This is a genomic window from Fulvitalea axinellae, assembly GCF_036492835.1.
Lineage (GTDB): Bacteria > Bacteroidota > Bacteroidia > Cytophagales > Cyclobacteriaceae > Fulvitalea > Fulvitalea axinellae.
The window spans coordinates 306,942-332,077 of sequence record NZ_AP025315.1 but is presented as its reverse complement, the minus strand read 5'-3'; the positions used below and the strand labels follow the sequence as shown (position 1 = coordinate 332,077).

22 protein-coding genes are annotated in these 25,136 nt (G+C 44.0%); 11 read left to right on the top strand and 11 right to left on the bottom strand.

Annotation, left to right across the window (positions count from 1 at the left end; translation table 11 throughout):
• Positions 1 to 9: 9 nt before the first annotated feature.
• Complete coding sequence (locus AABK39_RS20110) at positions 10 to 1,143, bottom strand: glycerate kinase (protein ID WP_338394747.1); 1,134 nt, start codon at positions 1,141 to 1,143, stop codon at positions 10 to 12.
• Between the two features lie 244 nt (positions 1,144 to 1,387).
• On the opposite strand from AABK39_RS20110, the gene AABK39_RS20105 reads away from it, so the two are divergent.
• Positions 1,388 to 2,299, top strand: coding sequence for a glycerophosphodiester phosphodiesterase (locus tag AABK39_RS20105; protein WP_338394746.1), 912 nt, complete (start codon positions 1,388 to 1,390; stop codon positions 2,297 to 2,299).
• Between the two features lie 45 nt (positions 2,300 to 2,344).
• On the opposite strand, the gene AABK39_RS20100 is transcribed toward AABK39_RS20105, so the two are convergent.
• Complete coding sequence (locus AABK39_RS20100; protein WP_338394745.1) at positions 2,345 to 4,276, bottom strand: GAF domain-containing protein; 1,932 nt, start codon at positions 4,274 to 4,276, stop codon at positions 2,345 to 2,347.
• Between the two features lie 491 nt (positions 4,277 to 4,767).
• Between AABK39_RS20100 and AABK39_RS20095 the strand changes: the two genes are divergently transcribed.
• From AABK39_RS20095 to AABK39_RS20075, 5 genes are all read left to right on the top strand, one after another.
• Complete coding sequence (locus tag AABK39_RS20095) at positions 4,768 to 5,376, top strand: hypothetical protein (protein ID WP_338394744.1); 609 nt, start codon at positions 4,768 to 4,770, stop codon at positions 5,374 to 5,376.
• Positions 5,377 to 5,506: 130 nt separating this feature from the next.
• Complete coding sequence (locus tag AABK39_RS20090; protein WP_338394743.1) at positions 5,507 to 6,940, top strand: sulfatase-like hydrolase/transferase; 1,434 nt, start codon at positions 5,507 to 5,509, stop codon at positions 6,938 to 6,940.
• A gap of 137 nt (positions 6,941 to 7,077) precedes the next feature.
• Positions 7,078 to 7,563: a hypothetical protein gene (locus AABK39_RS20085; protein ID WP_338394742.1), complete on the top strand. Its 486-nt coding sequence runs from the start codon at positions 7,078 to 7,080 to the stop codon at positions 7,561 to 7,563.
• Between the two features lie 315 nt (positions 7,564 to 7,878).
• Positions 7,879 to 8,451, top strand: a complete 573-nt coding sequence (locus AABK39_RS20080) for a cob(I)yrinic acid a,c-diamide adenosyltransferase (protein WP_338394741.1) — start codon at positions 7,879 to 7,881, stop codon at positions 8,449 to 8,451.
• A 369-nt stretch (positions 8,452 to 8,820) separates the two neighbouring features.
• A complete protein-coding gene (locus tag AABK39_RS20075; protein ID WP_338394740.1) occupies positions 8,821 to 9,000 on the top strand; it encodes a histone H1 in 180 nt (59 codons plus the stop codon).
• Between the two features lie 76 nt (positions 9,001 to 9,076).
• On the opposite strand, the gene AABK39_RS20070 is transcribed toward AABK39_RS20075, so the two are convergent.
• The gene (locus tag AABK39_RS20070; protein ID WP_338394739.1) at positions 9,077 to 9,811 is read right to left on the bottom strand and encodes an acyl-[acyl-carrier-protein] thioesterase; all 735 of its coding nucleotides are present in this window, start codon (positions 9,809 to 9,811) and stop codon (positions 9,077 to 9,079) included.
• A 371-nt stretch (positions 9,812 to 10,182) separates the two neighbouring features.
• On the opposite strand from AABK39_RS20070, the gene AABK39_RS20065 reads away from it, so the two are divergent.
• The 3 genes from AABK39_RS20065 (at position 10,183) to AABK39_RS20055 (ending at position 14,060) form a co-directional block, all read left to right on the top strand.
• A complete protein-coding gene (locus AABK39_RS20065; protein ID WP_338394738.1) occupies positions 10,183 to 11,568 on the top strand; it encodes an NAD(P)H-dependent flavin oxidoreductase in 1,386 nt (461 codons plus the stop codon).
• Between the two features lie 307 nt (positions 11,569 to 11,875).
• Complete coding sequence (locus AABK39_RS20060; RefSeq protein WP_338394737.1) at positions 11,876 to 12,904, top strand: NAD-dependent epimerase; 1,029 nt, start codon at positions 11,876 to 11,878, stop codon at positions 12,902 to 12,904.
• 58 nt (positions 12,905 to 12,962) lie between these two features.
• Positions 12,963 to 14,060 (top strand): glycosyltransferase family 4 protein, encoded by a 1,098-nt coding sequence (locus tag AABK39_RS20055; RefSeq protein ID WP_338394736.1) that lies wholly within the window; start codon positions 12,963 to 12,965, stop codon positions 14,058 to 14,060.
• Positions 14,061 to 14,104: 44 nt separating this feature from the next.
• Here AABK39_RS20055 and AABK39_RS20050 read toward each other — a convergent pair whose 3' ends face one another.
• From AABK39_RS20050 to AABK39_RS20020, 7 genes are all read right to left on the bottom strand, one after another.
• Entirely contained in the window at positions 14,105 to 15,058 is a 954-nt protein-coding gene (locus AABK39_RS20050) for a helix-turn-helix transcriptional regulator (protein WP_338394735.1), read from the bottom strand.
• An 86-nt stretch (positions 15,059 to 15,144) separates the two neighbouring features.
• Positions 15,145 to 15,708 carry a DNA-3-methyladenine glycosylase I gene (locus tag AABK39_RS20045; protein WP_338394734.1) on the bottom strand — a complete coding sequence of 188 codons (564 nt, stop codon included), beginning with the start codon at positions 15,706 to 15,708 and terminating at the stop codon, positions 15,145 to 15,147.
• A gap of 259 nt (positions 15,709 to 15,967) precedes the next feature.
• Entirely contained in the window at positions 15,968 to 17,167 is a 1,200-nt protein-coding gene (locus tag AABK39_RS20040) for a YeeE/YedE thiosulfate transporter family protein (protein WP_338394733.1), read from the bottom strand.
• A 12-nt stretch (positions 17,168 to 17,179) separates the two neighbouring features.
• Complete coding sequence (locus AABK39_RS20035; RefSeq protein WP_338394732.1) at positions 17,180 to 17,692, bottom strand: YeeE/YedE thiosulfate transporter family protein; 513 nt, start codon at positions 17,690 to 17,692, stop codon at positions 17,180 to 17,182.
• A 2-nt stretch (positions 17,693 to 17,694) separates the two neighbouring features.
• Positions 17,695 to 18,354 carry a cytochrome b/b6 domain-containing protein gene (locus AABK39_RS20030; protein WP_338394731.1) on the bottom strand — a complete coding sequence of 220 codons (660 nt, stop codon included), beginning with the start codon at positions 18,352 to 18,354 and terminating at the stop codon, positions 17,695 to 17,697.
• 2 nt (positions 18,355 to 18,356) lie between these two features.
• On the bottom strand, positions 18,357 to 19,931 hold the full coding sequence (locus tag AABK39_RS20025; RefSeq protein ID WP_338394730.1) for a tetrathionate reductase family octaheme c-type cytochrome: 1,575 nt from the start codon (positions 19,929 to 19,931) through the stop codon (positions 18,357 to 18,359).
• A gap of 281 nt (positions 19,932 to 20,212) precedes the next feature.
• Positions 20,213 to 21,217: a 7-cyano-7-deazaguanine synthase gene (locus AABK39_RS20020; protein WP_338394729.1), complete on the bottom strand. Its 1,005-nt coding sequence runs from the start codon at positions 21,215 to 21,217 to the stop codon at positions 20,213 to 20,215.
• A 282-nt stretch (positions 21,218 to 21,499) separates the two neighbouring features.
• Here AABK39_RS20020 and AABK39_RS20015 point away from each other — a divergent pair, with 282 nt between their 5' ends.
• Together AABK39_RS20015 and ung are read left to right on the top strand one after the other, a co-directional pair.
• Positions 21,500 to 22,420 (top strand): 2-thiouracil desulfurase family protein, encoded by a 921-nt coding sequence (locus tag AABK39_RS20015; protein WP_338394728.1) that lies wholly within the window; start codon positions 21,500 to 21,502, stop codon positions 22,418 to 22,420.
• 70 nt (positions 22,421 to 22,490) lie between these two features.
• Positions 22,491 to 23,153, top strand: a complete 663-nt coding sequence (gene ung / locus AABK39_RS20010; RefSeq protein ID WP_338394727.1) for a uracil-DNA glycosylase — start codon at positions 22,491 to 22,493, stop codon at positions 23,151 to 23,153.
• 81 nt (positions 23,154 to 23,234) lie between these two features.
• Here the strand turns inward: ung and AABK39_RS20005 are convergent, their stop codons facing one another.
• Positions 23,235 to 25,007 carry a hypothetical protein gene (locus AABK39_RS20005; protein WP_338394726.1) on the bottom strand — a complete coding sequence of 591 codons (1,773 nt, stop codon included), beginning with the start codon at positions 25,005 to 25,007 and terminating at the stop codon, positions 23,235 to 23,237.
• Between the last annotated feature and the right edge of the window lie 129 nt (positions 25,008 to 25,136).

The window sequence follows — 25,136 nt, the reverse complement described above, 5'->3', positions numbered from 1 at the left end:
TGGAGGTCTCTATACAAAGCGTTTGAGTAACTTTATAACTTCCAGCACCCGCGCTTCCAACAATTCCTGAGATCGCTCCACACTCTCCTTCAGTGAAATTGGTCCAGCGCCAAGAGCTCCGCAAAAGTCAGGACAAGAGACATCTAACGGATCCACATCAGGATCTATTTTTCCAAAAAATCCAGCAACAGGCACTCCGTATCTGTGAGCCACTTTTGTTACAATTGACACTAACTTCCCTCTGAGGCTTTGCTTATCGAAACTGCCCTCGCCAGTCAACACCAAATCCGCCGAACCCAAAGCTCCCACAAAGCCAGAATACTCAACAGCTAACTCAGCTCCGGAAACTATCTTTGCGTCAAACAAGGCTACTAAACCTCCGCTACAACCACCCGCCGCTCCGGCTCCCTCTAAGTTTGAGATATCTGTTCGTTCCTCTTTCTTGAAAACTTCCAACAGGTGTTTCATCCCATATTCCATTCGCTCTCTTTCACATTCATTCGCCCCTTTCTGTTCCGAATAAACATTTACAGCACCTTCGGGTCCCGTAAATGGATTCTGAACATCACACGCCAACAAGATTTCCGCCTTTTTAACACTGTCCGGAACTTGTGAGAAATCAAGTTTGTGAATCTTGGATAGATTCTTTCCGCATGGCTTTATTTCTTCCCCATTTCCACTCAGAATCTTCACCCCCAAGGCTTTTGCAATTCCTAGCCCCGCATCATTACTGGCGCTACCTCCCAAGCCCAGAATAATTCTTTTCGCCCCACTCTCTATAGCTTTTCTAATAAGGATTCCCGAGCCAAATGTATTCGCTTCCGCACAGCATCTCTCCTCTTCAGCCAACAGCATTAACCCCGAAGCCGACGCCAATTCGACCACAGCTTCTTGTTGCTTGTTATCGTAAAGAAACGAAGCCTCTATTTTCCTTCCCAACGGATCAAAAGTCTCCGCCCGAATCTCCACCAGTTCCTTAGCTCTTCTAAAGAGCTCCAAAAAACCTTCTCCACCGTCTGACAAACTGAACGTGGTGATTTCCGCATCTGGACACGCTCTTAATACACCTTTTCTCATGGCAGAGCTAGCTTGGAAGTTGTCCATTGCCCCTTTAAACTTATCTGTAGCGATCAGTACTTTCATTGAGCTGGGTTTAATGTAAGCTGTTAGGTTTCGAACTCTTCATAAGATAAGTTACATCCTGAAATTCATCAAAGTGAACTATTTTATTTTCTTATTTGAAATATCGGAGTAAAGCAAAAAAAATGGCCTAAAATCGGCCTAAATGTAGAACAGACTTCAATTTGTTTAATTTATAACGTTGAATTAGACATTCTTAAAACTTGGAAAAACCTACGAACTAGGCTCTCCGCAAACTTTGGGAATTATGAAAACGAAAGCGATAACAGTTATCGTCACGGCGATCCTGGCTTTTGCCTACTGGTCGTGCTCAGGGACCAAAAGTAATCCCTCAGATTACTCCGATGTCCTGATAATCGCCACAGGCGCAAATGGCGAAGATGTCCCCGACAATACACTTTCTGCCTTTGCCAATTCAATAGGCATTGGCTCGGATATGCTTTCGTTCAAGGTCTACTTCACTCATGACGACGTCCCCATTATTGCGGCAAACCCATACTTTGATATCGTTGGGAGTAAGAATAACAGAGCGCACTTATCTGAGTTAGGATATCATGCAATTCGCCAAGCCCATCCCCTCAAATTATCACACGGGTTTTCCGTATTCAAGAACACTATTCCCTACCCTTCCATAAGTGATTTGGTAAGGTTGGACAGTATTTATTATCAAAGATATCCAAAATCTATAGGTAATAAAGTCGTGTACCAAATCGGGATTATGGCCAATAGCAAAGGCGTCCATTCCTATCGAGAGCATTTAATGGATGTGCACATATTTGTCAAAAATTTGCTGTCTCAACTGCCTGCGGAGAGATTGGTAATTTACTCAGATGACCCTATCTTACTCCGGCATATCCATAGACACTACCCCGAAATGCCACTCGGCCTTGAAACTCAACATGTCCATGAAGATCATCACTGGAAAACGGTGGGGTTCAAACCGGATATTTACAGAATCAAGCTGAAGAACATTGACGATGGCAAATTGGAATCGCTCAACAAATCTGGATTCAGAGTATTTATCGAAGAAATCAGCACCCCTGCGGAGATGCGAAAGGCCGCGTCTTACGGTGCGGATGGCGTCTGCACCAAATTCCCTTCAGACGCGGTGATTATCTTCGGTGACGAGGTCAATAATCCTTTTACTCCAGGGAAGTAGGCCTCATTACAAAAAAGCGGGAACTCTATATTCCCGCTTTTTTCATTATTGCTTATTTTCAAGAGCCTCGGCCCGTTTTATCGCCTCAACCCTGTCAGTAATATCTAACTGTATTCCTAACAGGCCAACTTTTCCTGTTTCCTCAATTAAGAAAGGCATCTTACGGATTTTCCACGTTTTGGTCCTGCCATTTAGTGTTACCTCTTCCACACTGTCCACTGGCTTACCCGCCTTTATTATCGCTTTCTCACTGTCCCAGTATCCTTTCGCAACTTCATAATCGTAATAAGCGAAATCGTCCGTGCCTATCAGTTTTTCAATCGACACTCCGTAATCATCCGCAACGGCTTGATTTACAAGGTACATTGTACCTGAATGGTCTTTGAGATAGACTTTTTCTTCCACCTCGTTAAGTAAGTTCCTGATCATCCTTGACTGACGCTCAGTCTTTTGAAGCATCTCCTCGTTTTTGGCATCCTCTTCACGCTTCATTCTCTCCAATGCCTCGTGAGTACTTTGCAGTTCCTCAACGTTTTGCCTTAACTCTTCTTCCTGAGCCCGAAGCATATTTTCTTTCTCCACGGATTCAGACAAAAGGCGTTTAGTCTCTATGTTCACAACACGCGTAGCCAGCTCAGAAGCAAGCATTTCGGCCACTCTTTTCAAAAAGACCAAATGGTGTTCCTTAAAAACTGTGAATGAAGCGAGCTCCAAAACCCCAGTAACCTTATCATCGAAAATCAGTGGAATAATCGCAATGTTACGCGGAGGCGCATCGCCGAGGCCTGAAGTTATTCTTACGTAATCATCCGGTATCTCGGTCATATAGATCACATCCGCTTCCAAATACGCCTGACCTACCAATCCTTCGCCGGGCGTAAGGGTTTGCCTTCTGTATTTTTTCCTGCCAAACGCATAACTCGAAACTAAATCCAGCACAACGTTTTCTTCAGGATCTTTTTTGACTACATAGAAAGCTCCTTGGTTAATTCCCAAATAGCTAATCAGCTCCCGCAACGCCAAATCATAAAAAGCTTCGTCTTCCCTTACTCTTTTTACGGTATCCGAAAGCTTCGAATAGCCTATATTCTGCCATTCCCTAACTTTGTCCTGATCCGCAGATATGCGCAGTTTTCCAGCCATATCCACAAGAGCGCCACCCATAACGTCCTCATCTGAGTCCGGTTGAAACTCGGCACTCATATTTCCTTTCCCAATCTCGGCAGCAAAACCGGTGACTCTCTCCAAGTAATCTTTCAACTTAAGGCAGGCTTCGGTCAATGGCAAAAATTCTTTCAGCTGTATATTTCGAATATCCCTATCAAGTCGGCCTTTGGCCAGACTATCAACATCTCGAGCCACCGCCGCAATTGTTCGCCTGATTCCCTGAACAATGATATATATATAATAAACCGAAGCGACTATGATTAGCAGGACACATCCGTAAAAGACTATTTCACTGCGATTTCGGTACTTTTCAATCTGGCCCAGTTGCTCTGTCCGAATATTTCGGGCCGAAGCTACGGCATCTCTAACCTTGCTTTCCAGCTCATTACGAGACAAGCGTAAACGTCGTAAAGATTTCACAACTGCGCCTCCTGTGTCGGAGATTTCAAAAAATTCGGCTCGAGACTTCTCAAAGCTTTGCACAACGATCTCCATTTCTTCCAAAATCCCTTTTGGAATTCCACCGAAATCTATTTCTCTAGAAACTTTTGATTCCAAACCACTCAATGCCCAAAAACATGAGGCGTAAGCTTCTTCAATTTTATTGTCCAAAGCCTCATATCCCATCATCAAAGCCTGTTGCTTAGCTAAATCCTGTTCGAGTTCAGCCACTCTTTGTCCAGAATATATCCTAAATGCGACCAAAGACAATAAAATAGCCCCAAAGACTCCGAGCGCACCCAAAGCCCTTTTCTTTATCGAACTAACTCCAAGACCATTGAAACGGATTCCGATTTCATTCGTTTTCATACCAAAGATTTCTAACGTATGACAAAATACCGAATTTGAGCGGATACTAACCCAATGCATTTTCTTGCGCATCACCTTCCTTAATACACCCGAAAAAACCAGAGTCAACGCACACCCCGATTAATATCGAATAACACTAAAAAAGAACAAGATCAGACAAAATAACAGTTAAGTACCCTAAAACAGCCGCATGCTTCTTTTAGTGAAAAATAACATTAGAAATGCAACCTGACAGAGAAGTTATAAAAAAATCATGTTCTAATGAAGCCAAATAAATGCGAATTTCAATATAACGTTCTCGGCATCTTACTTAAAGGTTTATAGACTTAACCTTGAAACAAGACAAATAATATTATCTTGATGTCCAAATGGGAATTTCGGCCTAATCTTGTTACCAATACAGTAACAAAATTGCCAACTTACATTTGATAGCTCCGTTTAGTAAATATGGCCTGGCCAGAAACGGAGCCAAAAAGAAACGTAACTGCGAAATGAACAACCTCTTCGGAAAAATAAACTGGACGTACCTTATTCTATGGGCGTTCGCCTTTTTTCTTGAATACCAAGTGATTTTCTATCTCAATAAATTTTTCCACTTCACCAACAAGAATGAGGAACAATTGATGCTTGTCATCATGCTTCTTTATCTTCCCACTATTATCGCCGTTCAGGTTTTCATTAGGTTTTACACACCATATAAGTCTATTTCTTTCAAAAGGGACGAAAACGAAACGCTCAAGCGGGTACTCAGAGTTCAACACGTAAGGGGCTTTGGCCTTACTCCCGGCTTGCTCTACATTACAAACCGGCGAGTGTGTTTTGTCTCCGAAGATATGAAGGGCCTTGAAATCGCAAGCCCAAACGGAGCATGTACTGCTTACAATAAAGGGATACTCTCCAAAATATCAGGAAAAGAAGTGCTCAGGGTCAATCTGGAGGACAACCGTTCATACGAACTATTCATTGTCATCAACCAAATGGACCATATCACTGGCCTAAAAACCGCAGGAACATCCAATGACAGCTCAATATCCATCCAAAATCTGATGACTTACACCCCTAAAGACAAAGGGCCACTCCGCAAACCCAAGAGTGACTGAAATTCCACTCAACAATATAAAAGACGTCTATATTTTATAACCCGAACATTATACACCTACTATAGCCCACCTTTGTTAAATCTCGATTCATAGATTGCTTACAGATTATATCCTTTAACTTTTTTGGACTATGATAAAGAAATGGTGCCTTCTGGCCTCTATGGCCGCTACCACTAGTATGTCCTGCGCTCCTGCAGACAAAAATACCGAAGCAAAGAAAACCGCTTCAGTAGCGCTCCCCAATAATCCGAACATCGTTTTTATCCTCGCCGATGACCTCGGGTACGGCGATTTGGGTTGCTACGGCAGTCCCCGCAATTTGACACCTTCCTTGGACAAAATGGCCAAAGAAGGCATGCGTTTCACTCAGTTTTATGCGGGATCGGCCGTCTGCACACCAACACGAGTGAGCGTTCTTACCGGAAAATATCCGCTTAGATTCAACGTAAAAAGCCACTTCAACGACCGTGAAATGTATCTTCAGCCTGAGGCCAAAACCATCCCTCAATTCCTGCGCAAGAGCGGATACATTTCAAAGCACGTAGGAAAATGGCACCTCGGCGGGCTGAATGAAAGCCACATTTTAGACCGGGCTAACAGCATGCCCGGCCCTATCGAGCATGGTTTTGATCACTACTTGGCTATGATTGAGGATCCGCTGTATCGTCGTCCCGCAATGCTGGAAAGGCGCCTTTACAAAGACGCCGGCAAACACTTGGTGCGTGACGAGAAGATAATCCCTAAAGATTCCGCCCACTGGACAGACATCAAGGTAAACGAATCCCTTGCGTTCATTGAAGAAGCGAACAAAAAAGGGAAGCCATTTTATCTGAACCTATGGTTCGACGCCCCGCACGCTCCTTATGAAGCTACGCCGGAAGAATCAATGTCTCCATTCCGAAAACAAGCCAAAGGTGACGACCTACTTTACAGAGCAATGGTCAAGCATTTGGATCGTGGCGTTGGTCGAGTACTCGACAAACTTAAAGAACTGGGAATCGAAAAAAATACGTTAGTTATATTCACTAGCGACAATGGCCCAGCGTATAGAGGCAGTGCTGGACCTTTAAAAGGTAGAAAACGTGACTTCCACGAAGGCGGGATACGTGTACCTTTTATAGCGTATTGGCCGGGAATTATCGAAAAAAACACGACAAACGATAACCTTGCGCACACAAACGACCTGCTTCCTACTTTTGCGAAAATTGCGGGAACAGACCTAAACGGCTACGCTCCCGACGGGATCAATATCCTTCCCGAACTTACCGGCAAAGGAAAAACTGCGGAAAGAGGCACTGTATTTTGGGCGATAAACCTGATTAAGAAAAACGGTAATTACTACGCCACAACAGATCCAGATCCAGAGACAAAGTATACGGAAATTGCCAGAAATGGGGATTGGAAGCTTCTAGCCCTGAATGGAGAGCCTAAAGAACTGTATAATCTGAAAGAAGATCCTTACGAACGTTGGAACTTGATCAAATCTGAGCCGGAAATCACTCAAAAACTTGGTGATGAACTTCAGAAATGGTTAACCGAACCGCGACTAGCTATTCCTTACTAAGAAAATATATGTAACATGCGTTTCAAAGGCCAGCTTCAAACGGCTATTGGACGCATGTTAGTTTTTCACCAAAAAAGAATTATCTTTTCTGTTCCCCACGAGTTTAGCCAAAAGGAAAAAAGCTAAGCTTAACAGAAATGAAAAAGACATTCCAATACCTTCTGGCCGTTTTGGTGGCCGGAACCCTCGCTTGGTCATGCGGTAGTAGCGGAGGAGACGATCCGGCACCACAGGAAGTAACCGGAAAACAGCTTTCGAAAACCCCTTGGACATTACAGCGAGGCCAAGTAACCGTCAACGGCACGGACGTTACAAGCCACTTTAGTAACATGAGTGTCACCATGACCTATAGCGCTTCCGACGGCGGAGGCAATATAACCACTCAAGGTGACAACGGGCTTTTTACCGGATCTACAGGTTGGATTTACTCCAATAAGACAAATGCCAACTCAATCCGATTGGTAGGTAGCCAATACATAAACGAGGCTGTCCAAATTGATGTCACTGACACCACGTTCACGATGACATTCAGCGCTGCCGGCGTTCCTCCGATTCAGCTGTCACGCACAGCCGCCCGAACTGCGGGTATTGACGGAACTTATTTTATTAAGTTCAAGAAGTGATTACAAAAGGTTCGGTCAGCCCTCTGACTGAACCTTTTCCTTTTTTAGTTTATACACCTTTTGCTATCTCAGGGTAAAACCACTAACTGTAAGTTCTTTTTTGACTTAGCAATCAGACATTAAACCCACACCTTTTATTTTCAAATAATAAAAAGTCCCTCCGCTTGACGAAAATTCAGATAATTTTTGGGAACGGAATATCAGCTTCGGTCAAGAAAAAAGCTGAAATTAGCGCAAACGGAAACCTTCAAGTAGTAAAACCCAAACATCATAGCTTTGACGGGTTTCTATCTAGATTCACTATATCCCATATACATGAAAGTATACACCAAATCCGGAGATAAAGGCACAACTGCCACCATTGGCGGTCCAAGAGTGGCAAAAGACGACATCAGGATGGAATGTCTCGGAACTATCGACGAACTAAACTCACACTTAGGTTTATTGCGCGTCAGGATGGGTAAAGAACATCGCTGGCAAGAAGGTCTACACAGAATACAAGTGGACCTGATGAACATGATGGCCTATGTGGCACGACCTTCATCTTCCACTCTCGAATTAAATGTTCCCGCCCCAGAAGACGGCGACAAGTTCTGCGAAGAGTGGATTGATAGAGAAGAAAAAGCCATGGAAAGCGAATCACAACATTTTTTGGTTCCGGGCGGCAACGAGATTTCCGCTCTTCTACATATTGCCCGAACAACGGTAAGAAAAGCCGAAAGGCGGCTGGTACAACTCAACAGGGAAGATCCTCTGCCTAGCTTCGTTCCAAAATATGTAAATCGCCTTTCAGATTTGTTCTTTGTCTTGTCTAGAGTTGCGCTGGTTGAGAACGGCGTGGATGAGGACCGATGGAGGCCATTTATAACAAAAGTGAATCGGAAATAACCTATTCGATTTGCATAATGACAGCAAGCGCTATAATATGAATTTTTTAATGAATAAATGACAATTATATAAATCCAAAGGTTGATGATTTTTCTTTGGAAACAATTTTGACGATTGGAAGTCTCCTGTGTTGATTCCTTCAATTATTACCAAAAACGGCAATTCATTCTGAGTCAAAAGGCCCAAATAAGAAAAAAACAGGCTTTAAAGGATCCTGAAAGCACTTTTTAAAGGAAAAAATGCTTTCTCTTTCACAAAAAGAATATATATTTATTCGGGAATGCGCAATCATCCAAAGCAATAGGCTTAGGTTTCGTATTCTTAAAACAAACGTTGAGGACTAAAACCAAATTAATTTTTAACCGGATTATGGAAATTTTTAATCAATTGAAGGAGATCATCGCCGACATCGAGAAGGATGTTGACGCATTCTACAACAAAGGCAACAAGGCTGCTGGAACACGTGTTCGTAACGCCATGCAGGATGTGAAAGCCAAAGCTCAAGACTTGCGTCTCCATGTTCTCGAAACTAAAAAGGAAAAGGAATAAACCTTTACTGTCGAACATCAAAAAAGCCTGTTACCGATACACGGAGACAGGCTTTTTTCATTTAGCCGCAAACCTGTTATTCCCAGACCACTTTGGCTCTGCAAACGGCTTTCTCGTCCACCTTCAACTCTATGATATTTTCATTCGAAACGCTCACGTCTCCACTGGCAAAGATATCGGCCTTTTGGCCATAAAGAACCTCCGCCACATAGTTTACATCCAGAGATTTTATTCTGCTAGACAGAAAATGTTCCAACGGGAAACAATCCAAAACCCAACGGATATAACGAACACTGTTCACATGCCTGTTGATATCCAAATCACCGTATTTTACCTCTACCGAGCCTAACGCGGAACCCTCTTTTACCGAATCTATTCGAATTGGAGCAGGAATATCGGTTCCTTTATCCGTTTCCGCCAATGACTCATCAAGTACTCCGTCAAGTTCTATCGCTTTGCGCAAACGGATATCGATCAAAGCCCAACTGGAGCTTCCAACAGCGAATATCTCTCCTTTTCCGTTATAAAGTTTAAACTTTCTATTCGTAAACAACTCGCCGACATTAGCCACCCAAGTTTCAATCTTTATCTCCCGATCATATTTACTTGACTTCAGCAAATCCAGATGAAAACGGGTCAAAACCCATGAACGACCATTCCGCATTATGTCAGCCAGGCCAAATCCCCTCTCAGTTGCGTGAAGCCCGGCGGCCTCAAGCATCATATCCACAAGTGTCGGGTACGACACCTGTCCCTTATAGTCATAGTCCGATCCCTTAACGGGAAAAGTATAAATTCCTGTTCTGTCCATATAGCAAATTAAGCGCTGAAACATATAAAAGGAAAGCTTTCCATTCCCTAAGAAACGAAAACCGCAAAACAACGTTTCCTTTGGTTCTTAAGAAAGGAGAGCAAAACGGAAACTCACACAAACACTCGTTCATTTTTACTGTAAAAAAAAACTCTTTTCACTTTTTTATCATCAAAATAAATCAATCTTAAACCGCTGAAAAACTCACACTTAAGGTGAGTGTGAAATATTTATTCAAAATAAAATTTCAAAAACTGTCACGGAGCCACTCTCGATTTGTCTATCTATCTGAAAGCCGTACGGAAACTTGCAAGAATACTGTACGCCAAAAATTTTGAGCAAGAAATCATAAACGCGTTTAGATATATCTCATGAAACGAATCGAGAAGATCAGCATCTCCGGAAAAGAAGTCTGGCCGATCATTGAAGGGGGAAAAGGAGTTGGGATCACAAACGGTTACACCTCTGGCGCCTTTGCGGCTGCAGGTGCAGTCGGTACTTTTTCAGGGGTTCACTCCCCTCTTATCAATGAGCACGGCGAAATCATTCCGATGGTTTTGAACGGGAAAACGCGTTATGAACGTACCCGCGAGCGGATCGAATACACGATCAAGGGTATTATGTCGCAGTTGCGTATTGCGTCCGAAATTTCCGGAGGCGAAGGAAGAATCCACATGAACCTACTTTGGGGACTGATGGGTACCGACGAAATCATCGAGCGGGTGTTGCCTATGGCCGAAGGGAAACTGCATGGCGTAACTTGCGGGGCTGGGATGCCTTATCAGCTTGGCGATATCTGCGCTGCCAACAAAACCTACTACTACCCGATCGTTTCCTCGATGCGGGCTTTTATGGTTCTCTGGAAGCGGGCTTACCATCGTACGGCCGATTGGCTCGGAGGCGTAGTTTACGAAGACCCGTGGAAAGCCGGTGGACACAATGGCCTCTCTAACAAAGAAAATCCGCTGAATCCGGAAGCACCGTATGCCCGCGTAAAAGCCTTGCGCGATTTTATGAATAAAGTGGGGCTCCAGCACGTACCGATCGTGATGGCCGGTGGTGTTTGGAACCTTAACGAGTATCAGGATTGGATAGATAATCCAGAGTTGGGGAAAATCGTTTTCCAACTCGGCACCAGACCTTTGCTTACAAAGGAAAGTCCTATTCCGCCAGCGTTTAAACAGAAACTCTTGTCTCTAAGAGAAGACAATGTGGTTCTAAATAAATTCAGCCCGACAGGTTTCTATTCTTCAGCGATCAGAAACGATTTTCTCGACGAACACTACGACCGTTCCTCAAGACAACTGCCTTTCAGTGAAGAAAAAAATGAAGAGTTTGACACCGAGTTCCAAAAATTCTTCATCAAGGGCACAGACGTAGCCCAAGCCGCAATGTGGGACGAAGCCGGTTACACAGTCGTAAGGCGTACTCCTGACAACACGCTTCTGTTTCTTAGCCCAGAAAAAGCAAAAGAGATCCAAAAGGATCAGAAGGATTGCTCCGGTTGCCTTGCAGCCTGCGCTTTCAGCTCTTGGAGCGCCAATCCTGACACGAAATACAACACGGGAATCCGTCCTGATCCACGTAGCTTCTGCATCATGAAGACCTTGCAATATTTGGTGGATGACGAGGATACCGAAAACCAACTCATGTTCGCCGGGCATTCGGCTTTCAGATTCCAAAAAGATCCACTTTACGCAAACGGAAATATCCCGAGCACCCAAGAGCTTGTGGACAAAATATTGGCCTTCGAATAGGCCTTAGGCTTTCTTTACAGTCAGATTGGGCGTCCCGAAAGGGACGCTTTTTTTGTATCAAATCTCACCTCAAGCCCAACTAATACCGGTATACTCTATTTTTAGGAAAAAACCAGCGCCAATAGCCAGTAAATTAGGACTATAATTTGACCGTTCTACATAAGAACTTATATTAGCAGACGTTTATAGTTGACATGTTATCAAACTTGACTCTACCCAGAAGCCCACTCATGGTATCAGTTAAGAAGAGATGATAACAGTTTGCTGGCTATTCCATTCAACGCCAGGCTAGAACCAATATTGTACTATGGGGATATTAGTGACGGGTGCCGCGGGATTTATCGGATTTCATTTGGTTCGATCGCTTATTGATAAAGGTTTTGACGTTGTCGGTATCGACAATATCAACGACTACTACGATGTTAGACTGAAATATGCGAGACTAGAAAAATGCGGAATTAACGAGCAAGAAATCGGAAATGATGGCACTTTGGTACAAAGTTCCACATTTGAGCGATACAGATTCGCCAAAATAGACATTACGGAATTATCAAAGCTGTCGAAGCTCTTCGAGCAAGAGAAAATTGACAAGGTGATTAACCTCGCCGCACAAGCGGGAGTAAGGTATTCTCTCGAAAATCCGCACGCCTACGTACAATCAAACGTAGCTGGCTTCGTTAACCTGTTGGAATGTTGTCGCCAATACGGGATAAAGCATTTCGTTTACGCCTCAAGCTCCTCGATTTACGGTATGAACAACAAGGTCCCGTTCTCGGAAACCGACCCTGTCGAACACCCGGTCAGCATCTACGCCGCTACTAAGAAAAGTAACGAGCTGATGGCCCACACATACAGCCATCTGTATCAGTTGCCAACCACCGGCCTTCGGTTTTTCACGGTTTACGGTCCGTGGGGGCGCCCGGATATGGCGCCAATGCTTTTCGCTTCGGCAATGACCAGCGGAAAGCCCATAAAAGTATTCAACAACGGCGAAATGGAAAGGGATTTCACTTACATCGCCGACATCGTTGAGGGAATCACAAAAGTGCTGGACAACAGCCCGACAGCCAGCGAGACAAGACCATTCTACAGGCTTTTCAATATCGGAAACTCTCAGCCGATTAAACTCATGGATTTTATTTCTACCATGGAATCAGCTTTGGGCATCAAGGCCGACCTGAAAATGCTTCCGATGCAAAACGGCGACGTAAAGCGGACTTGGGCGGATACAAGCACGCTTGAAGAGACCGTAGACTATAAACCTTCGACGCCTTTGGAAACCGGAGTCCGGGAATTTGTAAAATGGTACATTTCCTTTTACGGAAAGAAACAATGATTTTCCATTTCTCCGAAAAACAATAAAAGCCACAAACTATAGACCCGAATACCTCGACATGAATATACTGTTCCTTACCTACCAAGGAGACTTAGCCGGATCCACTCAATCAATCGCCTACCTCTGCAAGGGCCTCGCCGAAAAAGGGCATAACGTTTATGTAGGTTGCCGGACGGAATCTTGGCTGGCCGAATTGGTAAAAGATTCAAAGGTGACCGTAATCCCGACGCGTTTCAAAGGCAAGTTCAACCTTACGGACGTGAAGTTTTTGGCTGAACAGGTTCGTAAATACGACATCCAGCTTATCAACGCCCAATCGTCTATTGACAGATACACCAGCGTGTTGACGAAGTGGTTCCACTGCAAAGAGGTGAAAGTGGTTCACACCCGCCGACAAATGACGAAAAGTATCGGCGGCTTTATCCAAAACACGTTCTACACCAAAGGCACGGACAAGATTGTCGCCGTTAGCGAAGGGATCAGGAAGGACCTGATAAAGAAAGGGCTTCCGCCCAATCATATACACGTTATCAATAACGGAACGCCGAAGGAAAAATACGAAAACATCAACTTTGAGAAAGCCGAAGAGTTTAAAAAGAAGTATGACATTGGCCCAGATGATTTCGTAATAGGAACAGTATCAAGACTTAAGCAACAACAACATTTGTTACGATCGCTTAAACTGATCGAAAAACCGATGACTGTTTTCTTCGCCGGAATCACTGGCAAAGAAGAGCGGCTACAGGATGATCTGGCAGATGCCTCCGAAACGCTTAAGCATCATAAGATACACTTCCTCGGGTCAATAGAGGCAAAAGACGCACTGGCATTGGTTACCACTTTCAACGCGTTCGTGCTTTGCTCGGATATGGAAGGACTATCGCAATCTTTGCTGGAATCTATGGCATTGGGCGTCCCGGTTTTGGGTACCAACTTGGCTGGGAATCCGTCTCTTATTACGCATAAGGAAAACGGTTTCTTGTTTGAGCACAACAACGACCGCCAACTGGCCGACCAGTTACGTATCCTAAGGGAAACGCCCGAACTAGCCGAAAAACTCAGGCAAGCGGGATTAAAAACCGCTTACGAAGATTTCTCGCTCAATCGAACAATAGACAATTACGAAAAGCTCTTCGAAGAGCTTATTGAAGGTTAAAAACAACGCCCTATTCTAAGACAGAAAAGGGCGTTGTTTTTTCTTTATCTCTCAACTTTCTGAAGAAACCTATCCGCAAGGCATCCCAGAATATTATTATATTCTTGTTTCATCTCTTCTGGTTTTATTTCAAGAACATGTTTTCCGAAACTCAGAAGCCAATAAGCTAATCCTTTATAATCTGGTGTTCGAAATTTAATCCTGACTCCCTCTTGTTCTTCTGATTCACTCACCATTCCCATCCTATGTTTTTGACTTGAAAGCCAAGCTTTCGCCTCAAGCCCAAAGAGCACTTCCGCTGGAAAAGTATCATGACCTTCTCCGTACTTCTCCCAATACTCATCCAGACTCAATAATTTTGAAGGCTTAAAACTCTCTTCCAAAACTTTCAAAGACCTGATTCTGTCCGTCCTAAAATCCCGGTAATCACTTCTTTTGTGACAAAAAGCGATCATATGCCACTCGTCACCGTAGTGGCACAAACCGATAGGGTCGACTTTTCGCTCCCTGGTTTCGTCACGGTATCTTGCGTAATACTCAATTCCCAAACGCCTACTTTCCGCCAAGGCCCCCTGAATCTCACTCAAAAAAACATTATCCCGCTCCTTCGAATAAGTAATTATGCGCATCCGGCCTTCGATATCTTCCAACGACTCTTTTTCCGAAGCCTTTAAAACCGCTTTGACTTTGTCGACAGCCAAACCATAATTGCGTCGGGTTTCTTTATCGGAAAAACGCTCCATTAACTTATCGCCGATCAGCAAAGCGCGAGCTTCCTCAGACGTTAGCGAAACCGGAGGCAAATGGTAGCCATCAGCCAAAAAATATCCGACGCCAGCCTCAGAGCCTATCGGCACTCCAGACTCTTCCAAGCTCCGAATGTCACGATACACCGTCCGGACGCTGATGTCGAAACGCTCGGCGATTTTCTCCGCCGTTAGGACCCGTTTACTCCTGAGCATCGTCAAAATAGCGCTTAGTCTGTCTAATCTTGCCAATGGAATTGTTTTTTTATGGTATTTGGTATCAGGTATTACGTATTAAAGCAGTGAGTCTAGACAATGCCTCTCGCCCCTTAATCTATCTATTTCTTTTTCAAATAACAGGTCTCCACGTGGTCGTCCACCATGCCAACGGCTTGCATAAATGCGTAACAGATTGTTGGGCCTACAAATTTGAATCCCCTCTTTTTCAATTCCTTGCTCATGGCTTCAGCCTCCGGAGTAATCGCCGGCACCTCGCTTAAATCTTTCGGATGATTCACGATCTGTTTATGATCGGTAAACTGCCAGATAAATTTATCAAAAGTCCCGAACTCCTTTTTCACTTTCAAATAAGCTTTCGCATTCTCTATAAAAGCGTTGATCTTCAGCTTATTTCTAACAATTCCTTTATCACGAGCCAACTCTTCCCGCTTATCATCTCCGTATACGGCGATCAATTCCGGATCAAATCCGTCAAAGGCTTTACGGTAAGCCTCTCTTTTCTTCAAAATAGTATACCAACTCAAACCTGCTTGGGCTCCTTCCAAAAGAAGCATCTCAAAAAGTTTCGCATCATCATGCTCTGCCTTACCCCATTCGTTATCGTGGTAATCTTTGTATAGATCGTCTTTCAGGCACCATCCGCATCTTGATTTTTCTGGCATATCACTTTTGCTTTTACATTTATTTTCTCGAAAAATACTTTTTGGAAGGTAATCACCGAACTAATAAAACCCTAGTCAAAAACCGAAAATAAATAGCACAAAGTCAATATTTTTGGAATAAAATCGAATGGATCGATAATAAGTCGATTTTAAAGAAAAATAAAGCTACATATTATAGATTAAAAAAGAGAATCCCGCTCAGACATATTATAAAGCCTGAACGGGATTACGCAAAATCACACAAATTTATACGGAGGAATCAGGTACAGCCTCCTTGGGCCTTTTTCTTCTTTTTGGGTTTGGCTATCGGTTTCAATTTCCTTTCTGTCGCAATCCTTGGCAAAGCGATTCTGGCTTTTTCCCTAAACCTTTGGTCAAACCGATCCTGTATTGTCGGATTGTCACCTAATGCCTTTTCCGAAAAAATTGTTTCCTCAAAATGCGACTTACCTCCTTTCAAGATAAAAGCATTTCCATAGCCTAATTTATTCGCTATAAAGCAGGCACGTTGGGCTTGTTTTTCGTCTTCAGCGTAGAATATATTCAGACGATTGGGACCCTTTAAAACCGCCTCCCATTTGCTATCAAGAAGACCCTTTAGAGGAATATTGAACGAAGTAGGTAAATTCCCTTTCGCAAAAGCCAATGAATCTCTTACATCGATAAGATTCACTTGCAAGTCCTCTGGGTTCATTATCGTATAAGCCAGCTTATCAGGACTGTAACTTTGAATTTCTCCGAGATTCTCGCTTAGCTTCGACTCTTCTAATATTCCATCTTTAAAATCAGGGGTTGAGATTATCAAAATGGCGGGGATAAGTAATAAAGCGGAAAAACCTCCAACTCGTTTCAAAGTCTTCGGGTTTCTAAATTCCGAACTCTCCCCGTTAACTCTTTTCTCTACAAAATATGTAAAAGCGAAGGCGAACAAGGCAACCAGCGTAATCGCTATGGCCATCGTTTCTTTGGAAACCGACAGCCATTCTCCTAGTAACGGTGCGCCCATATAGTCCGCCAGATAATAGTCGTGCAACCAAGGATAGAGCTCTCCGAAAAGAAAAACGCCCAAAGCGCCTCCGACAACGAAAACCATTCCATCGATCCGCCCAATCGCTGCGCTCACCACGCTGGTACCTGGACAAAAACCTCCGATTATAAATCCCAGCCCCATGACCGAACCGCCAATTACGGCGGCCTGTAGGTAGGTTGGGTTAATGTAAATCAGCTCCAAATCCAGCCAACCGAATTTCGAGAGCATAAGCGTACCAAGCATTGCGGTGACTCCCGCAGTGAAAAACACCCGCAAAACGGTGAAATCATAGCCGTAAAACAGCCCCGCGAGCTTTCTTGTGGATGAAAATCCGGCCTGCTCCAGCGCAAACCCAAAACCGAAACCAATCACCACGGCTATCAGCAAACCGAAGTGTTCATTGATATATTCTGGAACTAATGGTGCCATCGTACTAATGTTTTAGATCCAAAGTTTTCTGAAAAAATAGGCGAACAGATACCCCACTCCGAATATGCAAAGCATGGTCAGAATTCCTCCGGCGGACTGAACAGCCATACCGCTCAGCGCCGATCCGCTGGTACATCCGCGCCCAAACTGCGACCCGATACCGAAAAGCGCTCCGCCAACCAATGCGCCAACCAAACGAACCTTATTCGAAATATTCGGCCCTTTTTCCAATTTGAATTTCATTCTTCCGGAAATAATACCGGAAAACATGGCTCCCAATATTACTCCCGCCACTTCAAAGACCAACCAGCTTTTCATTGGGCTGGGGTTTGCTTCGTTGTATCGGGCGTAATAACCCGTCGTTTCATAGTGCTCAGGCGAAACCGTCTTTACGGTCTGCATTACGGCACTTTTTACCGCTCCGCTGGCTCCAAGCCCACGGCCCGTGATAAAAATGGTTCCCAAAAGTACCAAGCCCAAGATCAGCCCAGCCAGGTACGGATTCATATACTTCTTGGCTTCCATGCTTAGTTCGTTTGTAGGTTTTTATCCAATTCTTCCCGAGGCTCTTGTTCTTCCACTTCCAAGTCCTCGTAGCCTGTTAGCATCGCTCTCAGGTTTTCGGTAACGGTATGGCCGGTAGTGGTCATATACATGTGAATCAGGGTGAATTGTACGAGAAGGTAAGCCCCCAACACATGCCAAAAAGCGATATCCTCAAGCGTAAACGGAGTAAAAGACATCAGCTGGCCTCCGGAAGTAAAACGGTATGACATATAGAAAATACCGCTGAAAACCAGCAACGGGACCAACACCAGTTTCAGCCCAAGATAAGACAGCACCTGAAGCGGATTCATCTTCCTCCTCACGGTCTTTTTTACCGGATGCTCCTCGCCTTTAAATATTCCAGAAGTATAGTATTTCAATTGGGCCGAAAGGTTTTTGTATGTCGGAATATACTGTCTCCACTCGTCGGTGGTCAGGTGCCAGAAGATGCTGAACACGATAAGGATCATCAGCGCCACGGCAGAAAAATTGTGGAGCGATACCGCCGACTCAAATCCCAGAAGACTGTACGAGCCTTTGATCTCAAAACCCGTCAATGCCAATAAGCTAATCAACAAAGCCTGAGCCCAATGCCAGAAGCGTTCGAAACGCTTGTATATAAGTACTTTTTCCTTTGCCATGATTACGCCTGTTTAGATTTTAAACCTGACAATATTCTGAGCCCCGCATGGCCCACAAGACCTATACAGGAGAGAATCAACAACCATTTTCCGAAGAAGTCCACACCCGAGTGCCCATCACGGCCCGGGAGGTAAAAACCTTTGAGATTTGCCAAACGGCCAGTCGGGCTATTTGTATGACAGTCCGCGCACGAAAGGCTCTTGTCGGCCGGGGAAACCATATGGTTAACTGGCCAATACATTTCCGTTTTCGGGAAAGTCACCTCACCGCTAAACGGAAGGCCCACTTCTTTCATTCCGATTTCCGATGCCTTTTGCCAATCAAAATCTTTCCAATAAGCTCCCTTCCCTTTCTCTTTGGCGTAGGTAAAAGGCTGAATCAGAGTTTTGTTGACCGGATCATAAGGCTGACGTCCTCGGTGCACTTTCACAGGCATGATTTTGCCGTCCGAATAGCTTCCGAAAAGCTCGTTAAGCTTTATGGCCTTTAGCGTATCCACTTTGTCGCCAAGTACGTAGTGGTCAGCCGTTCCGTTAAACCAAACATACTCGGGAGTCACGTTCTTGGCCCAAGTGAAAGAGCCTTTTATGGACATATAAGTGTGGTTGCCAAGCGAATCATCTTCAGAATACGGCTTCCCGTCTTTCAATTTGCCCGCCGTAGACCAATCCCAAGACATCTTGGTAGCGTTTGCCTTGGCATAAGACGGTATATGACAGGTTTGGCAAGCCACTTTGGCCGTATGCGTATTTAGGGCCTCGCTTTCATGTGGCAACTCACCATGGCAAGTCTGGCACTCCGCCCGGTTCTTATTCGCCGACGAAACAGAATACAACTTTCCTTTAATGTTATGCTTATCTGCCGAATGGCAATCCACACACGACATATCCACGCCTTGGGAAGCCATGTGAACGTCCACTTCACGGGAACAGTCCGTCTGCGCTTCCTCCAAATCGCCGTGCTTCACGTTATTTCCGCCTCCGCTATAAAAATGACACGATCCGCAACTCTCTTTCGTAGGGTTACCGACATGCCTGGCCGAGGCTCCCAAATCAACCGTTCCGGCCGGAAGGCCCGCCAATCCACCGCCTTTCATATACTCGCCACTGTTGTCGTGGCACACAAGGCAGTCCACATTCTCCTCTTTTTTGTAAAAATTTGGAGTCGACTCAAAGTCATACCCGATATGGCACTTGGCGCAAGCCTGCTCGTTACTCGAAGCTCCGATACAGTAATTGTTCAGCAAATTCGACTTTCCGAGATAAGTGACGCCACGGCCTTCGATGTATTCCTCCCGTTCCCAATTCCAGTGGTTCGATTCCATTACTTCCTTATGCCTTTCCGTATGGCAGGAAATACACGCCTGCGTCACCGCCTGGGGCGTGTCGAATTTCTTCTGGAGAATTTCAAACTTGGAATGGTCCGTTGCCGGCAGGCTTTTTTGCCCGTATTTCTTTTTCAGAACCTCCGACATACTCTCTTGCCTGTTCATCGACAATTCGACATTGTATGCCCACCGAATCGCCAGAGCCAGAACAATATTTAGCCCGATAATTATGACGAGATTTTTTTTCATAGCCTTATTCGTTTGGTAAATGCCAAGGCATTACCCAAACATAAAATGCTACAATCTACATTTCAACATTTTAGCATTAAAAATAAAACCAAGTCATCGGATTGGCTTGCAAATCATATTTCAACATGACATTACCCCATGTTATTAAGCGGTTTTGGATTGAAATCAGTATTATTTAAAATGATTCAAGCCAAAAAAAGAAGCCACTCCTCTAAGGGAACAGCTTCTTCGAATTCTATCCATCAATTCACGGATAGAAAAATATTTTCAATGGGAAAACCTTAAACCAAATGTTCTTTCATTTTCGCCTCAACAGCTTCAATATCCAAGGCGGGGATTTCTGCCGGTTCACCATCCACAACCATCGGAACGCGTTCTTTTCCTTTCAACTTGCAATAACGCGAGAACAATTGCTTGGCAAACTCGGTATCTTCAGCGTTGATTTCACCAAAGCCCAGCACCAACGGCCCGTGAACCTCTTTTGTGTCCTCGATCAATAGAGACGAAACCTTGATATGCTCCTCAAGCTTTGAGCTCTCATCGCCGTTTCTGGATACGAAAATGTATTTTCCTTTATCCATACGGAAGAATCTTCCCAGCTTCAGCAAGTAGAAAAGCTCGGAGTTTTCTTCTTTGATCAAACCGTCGTTGAGCAATACTCGCAATTTTCTAGAATAACCCGGATCGGTCAACAAACAGCCACCCGCAGGGCTTGGAAAGTCCTCGATTCCGAACTTCTCCGCCATCTCAATCTGAGGCTTACGGCTACGTCCGGATACGTCCGCAAGTTTTTCCCGATCGATCCAGCCTTCGCGCTCAGGCTTACTTTCCGGCAAAAGCTTCGCAGACATTGGGCGAACGATCAAATCCTCTACTCCGGAAAGTTTCTTAACGATTTCCAGCGCACGTCCGTTCTGCGACTTGGGACGCTGTCCCAACACTTCGCCACTGATAATAAAATCGGCGTCAAAACGCGCCATCAACTCTTCATTTGCGTAACGCATCATCAAACCGTGGCAATCCACGCACGGGTTCATGTTTTTTCCATAGCCGTACTGCGGATCGTTCACGATTTCGGTGTGGATAGGTTTAATGTCAACATATTCCAGCTTCACGCCGATCTGTTCGCACATTTTCTCCGCATTCGGATTTTTTCCGCCGAAAAAATGCGATACAAAGTTAACAGCTACCACGTCAACACCCTGATCTTTAATCAGTTTCATTGCCAAAGTGGAGTCAAGTCCACCGGAGAAAAGCGCTACCGCTCTTCTTTGCTTCTTTTCCAAGGTCGAAACAGTTTTTGGGCTTTCAAACGCCCCCGACTACGCAAAATACACAGCCAATAGCGCCTTACTAGCTAGGTTGAAATAAAAGAACTCTCGCTGGGCCAACAGGACGGAGTCTTCTACCGAACGGAAAAAAGGAGCCCATAGTGCCCCAATCACCCGTCAAACCAATAGAATCAGCCCGCAATTTACATAATTCGGATGAAAAAGTATAAATTGTAATCACGGAGCAGTCGCCTTGCCAAACAGCGGGGGGACTTTTATGGTATTAACAAAAAACAGATGGAATACCTGCTCGAAGACAAAATCCATGTCGGCATATCGGCGTGCATGTACGGAGCGAAAATCCGCTACAACGCCAAAGGCTGGAACATGCCCGCAAACCTCAACCGCGAACGCTCAGATTTTTACTGGACGCCAGTCTGTCCGGAAGTAATGGCCGGAATGGGCGTACCCCGCACGCCGATACGACTACAAGGCGGAAACGGACACGATTTTTGGGAAGAAAAAGCGATTATCAAAAACAGAAAAGGCCAAGAAGTCTCCGAGCAATTGCGCTTCGGGGCCGAAACCTGTATGGGAACACTGGATCGTGCCGGCGTGGAAGCTTTTGTATTTATGGAAGGAAGCCCGAGTTGTGGCGTTTACCGGACAACACTGAAAAATGACCGCCTCGGAAAACCTCCGGGAGTTTTCGGCTCGCTTTTGCTGAAGGAAAAACTCTTCCTGATTCCGGCTGTGGACTTGCAAAGCCCCGTAAAATGGTGGGATTGGCGCCGAAGGCTCGTAGCATTCGTTTGGCTACGGCGATTAGAGGTGAAAAGCCCAAAGACCCTATCGGAAACTTGGCACGGACTCAAATTTCTCTGTCAGGAAATAGAACAAAATCGAGCTCGGGAACTCGGAAGAGAAATCTCTGCACTCTCGAATAAATCAACTCCGGAAGAAATCGAATCGCTAAAATCGGAGATTCTTTTTCTATTGAGAAAACCTTCGAACGTAGAGCGAATCAAACAAAGCCTCTGGAAAAGTTATTCGTTTTTGCGCAAAAAAAGCGGACTTGTAGTTGAAGAAGTAAACGAGCCTCTCGCACTCCGCAACATGACCAGCTTGGCAAAAGAACTGATCAGTATGGAAAAAGAAGCCAAACTCGGCGGACACCATTTTGGCGCATCGCCGGTGGTTTATCGCCCAGGACGCTGATTTTTACGGACGTTTCCCCTTTTTACGGAAACGTCCGTATTTTTTTCGACGAATCACGTACCTTCGGATTATGGACGTGAAAATCAATGAAACCTGGAAAGAACGACTCCAGGAAGAATTCGACAAAACTTATTTCGGACAACTCACCGATTTTGTCCGTAGCGAGTACAAAACTGGCACAATTTACCCACCCGCCAAGCTGATCTTCAACGCCTTCGATCATTGCCCTTTCGATAAAGTTAAGGTGGTAATTATCGGCCAAGATCCTTACCACGGACCAGGACAAGCGAACGGCCTGTGTTTTTCGGTAAACGACGGAGTGGTATTTCCGCCGAGCCTCAGAAATATTTTTAAGGAAATAAACCAGGATCTGGGAAAGGAAATCCCAACAAGTGGAAACTTGGAACGCTGGGCAGACCAAGGCGTACTTTTACTCAACGCCACGTTAACTGTAAAAGCCGCGCAAGCCGGATCGCATCAGAAAAAAGGCTGGGAGATTTTCACCGACGCCGTAATCAGGATAGTTTCCGAGCAAAAAGAAAATGTCGTGTTTTTCCTCTGGGGATCATACGCCCAGAAAAAAGGCGCCGTAATAGACAAATCAAAACATTTAGCTCTCAGCTCGCCACACCCGTCGCCACTCTCTGCGCACCGCGGTTTTTTTGGCAACGGACATTTCCGTAAGGCAAATGAATATCTGGTTTCGAAAGGACTGGAACCTGTTGAGTGGTAAATGGATAGAAAAAGCGTTTCGGCCTTCCGAAACGCTTTTTTTGAATAGTAAATCACATCACTTTTTACGCTATAAAATGCCTTACAAAGAAAAATGTATTCCCGGAGCAAACTGGTTCATCAAAAACGGATTCCATCGCATATAATAATATTTGTCCTCCAAATCATAAAAACGAGAGAAAGTAAACGTAAAAGGAACAACAATTTCATGCGCAACTTTTTTCCCTTTTATGCGATAAGGTTTTTCTTTTCGGGTTAACTCTGAATTTTGGCCATAATGAGCAGTTAAAAAATCTGTCAATTCCTCTTGATAATCTGCATGGAGCCCCGTTTTCAAAAGTTTCCAAGACTCTACTATCCCACTTTCAGAAATTTTCATCCAAACCAATCCTGTTTGTTTCGCACCATCAGCTATGGCACTTACCATAACCGTATCGATTTTCGACGCCTTTTTTATAGACTGTTTCCCCGGAATGTAAAAGCGATCGGAAAAAACTCTCGATAACCTTAAAACTTTAAATTTGGAAGGTCTTCCGCAAGCCAAATAAACTTTCCTCCCTCCTTCTTCCACATAATATGTTTTTTCAAGTTTTCCTCGCTTAAATTCTTGATGAAAAGTTAGCTTACGGATCGGATCATAAAAACTTCGGCTTGTAAATTTTTCAAAAACTAATTCTTTCCCATTTTCATCAATGAGATATGTATAATTCAGGGCTACATCCTTTTTCTTATCACTCCATGTCCCAATGGTATCCGTATCTGCTAAACTCACAGAGTATTTCGTATGTATCTTTCCTTGCTCATCAAAAAGCTTAACTTCCTGTAGTTTTTTTGCTTCAAACACAGACGCTTTCCGGCAAACACCTGACGGATACAACGACTTAAAATGCGAGCTTTCCATTTTATTTCCATAAATATCGACCTGCTCACCATATAAAAATTTCCCGTTCATATCGTGATAGCGCAATAACCAATGAATGGCATCCGGCATCGACAATTCCGCATAATAAGTGGCTTTATCCTTTTTATTCGTTTCGTTCCAATATTTGTTAAAATAGATAGGCTCTTTTCTTTCAAACTTATCTTTGTATTTCAAGTATCGAATAATTGTAAGAAAATCAGTTTGAGTAATCTTTCCTATCTCAACATCCGCCACTACGAAAGGATAATCGGTAAAATGCTCACGCACTTTCTTTAGAAATCTATTTTTAACGGAGAACTTATCCATAAAAGGGAGAGGCAAGCCCGGCATTTCTTTTCCATTATTCCTCTCGCTTATAGTCTTTCTTGTGCGCATACTAGACTCATTAGGAAAGCTAATCCATTCACTGCCATCCCTATATTTAAGGAGAAAGGTCTGAAGAATGTGTTTTCTCCCCCCGTCTACAATTGACTTACCGAAATTAAAATGCCGGGCATAAGTTCTCCCTTCATATTCTAAAAGGAATTGAACGAGTTCAGGCTTTTCTTTTCTATATGAACCCGTCGCTCTTTCTATGGAAAAATTACTGGCCACAAAAAATGAATCAATACCTACAACAGCCGCGGAAAGATCCTTTATTTCCAGAGTTATCGGTTCGTCCTCATTTTCTTTTTTGTATTGAATGCCTCTGCTTTTTATTAACAGCATTCCACCCACTTTCTTTCCCTTTTTGGTGTAATACGCCCCCTCACTGTAGGTCTCGGAAATACTCTTATTAAATACCACTCCAATAAGTGGTGAATAATCCAGCTCATCATAATACCCATGAATAGGCAAACCGCTTATATCATGGTAATAACCAATCTCATGCTGTGAAAAACCTCGAGAAAACGAGATCAAAAAAAGAGCAAAAAACAGTAACGATTTTTTCATTATACCAAGTCAAAAAACAATAATCAAATCACTAGTTACAAATATAACAAATCAGCAATCATAAATTTGAAAACTATTATTACAATAAAGAAATCCAATAAAAAATAGATAGGCACAAACTCTGCGGAA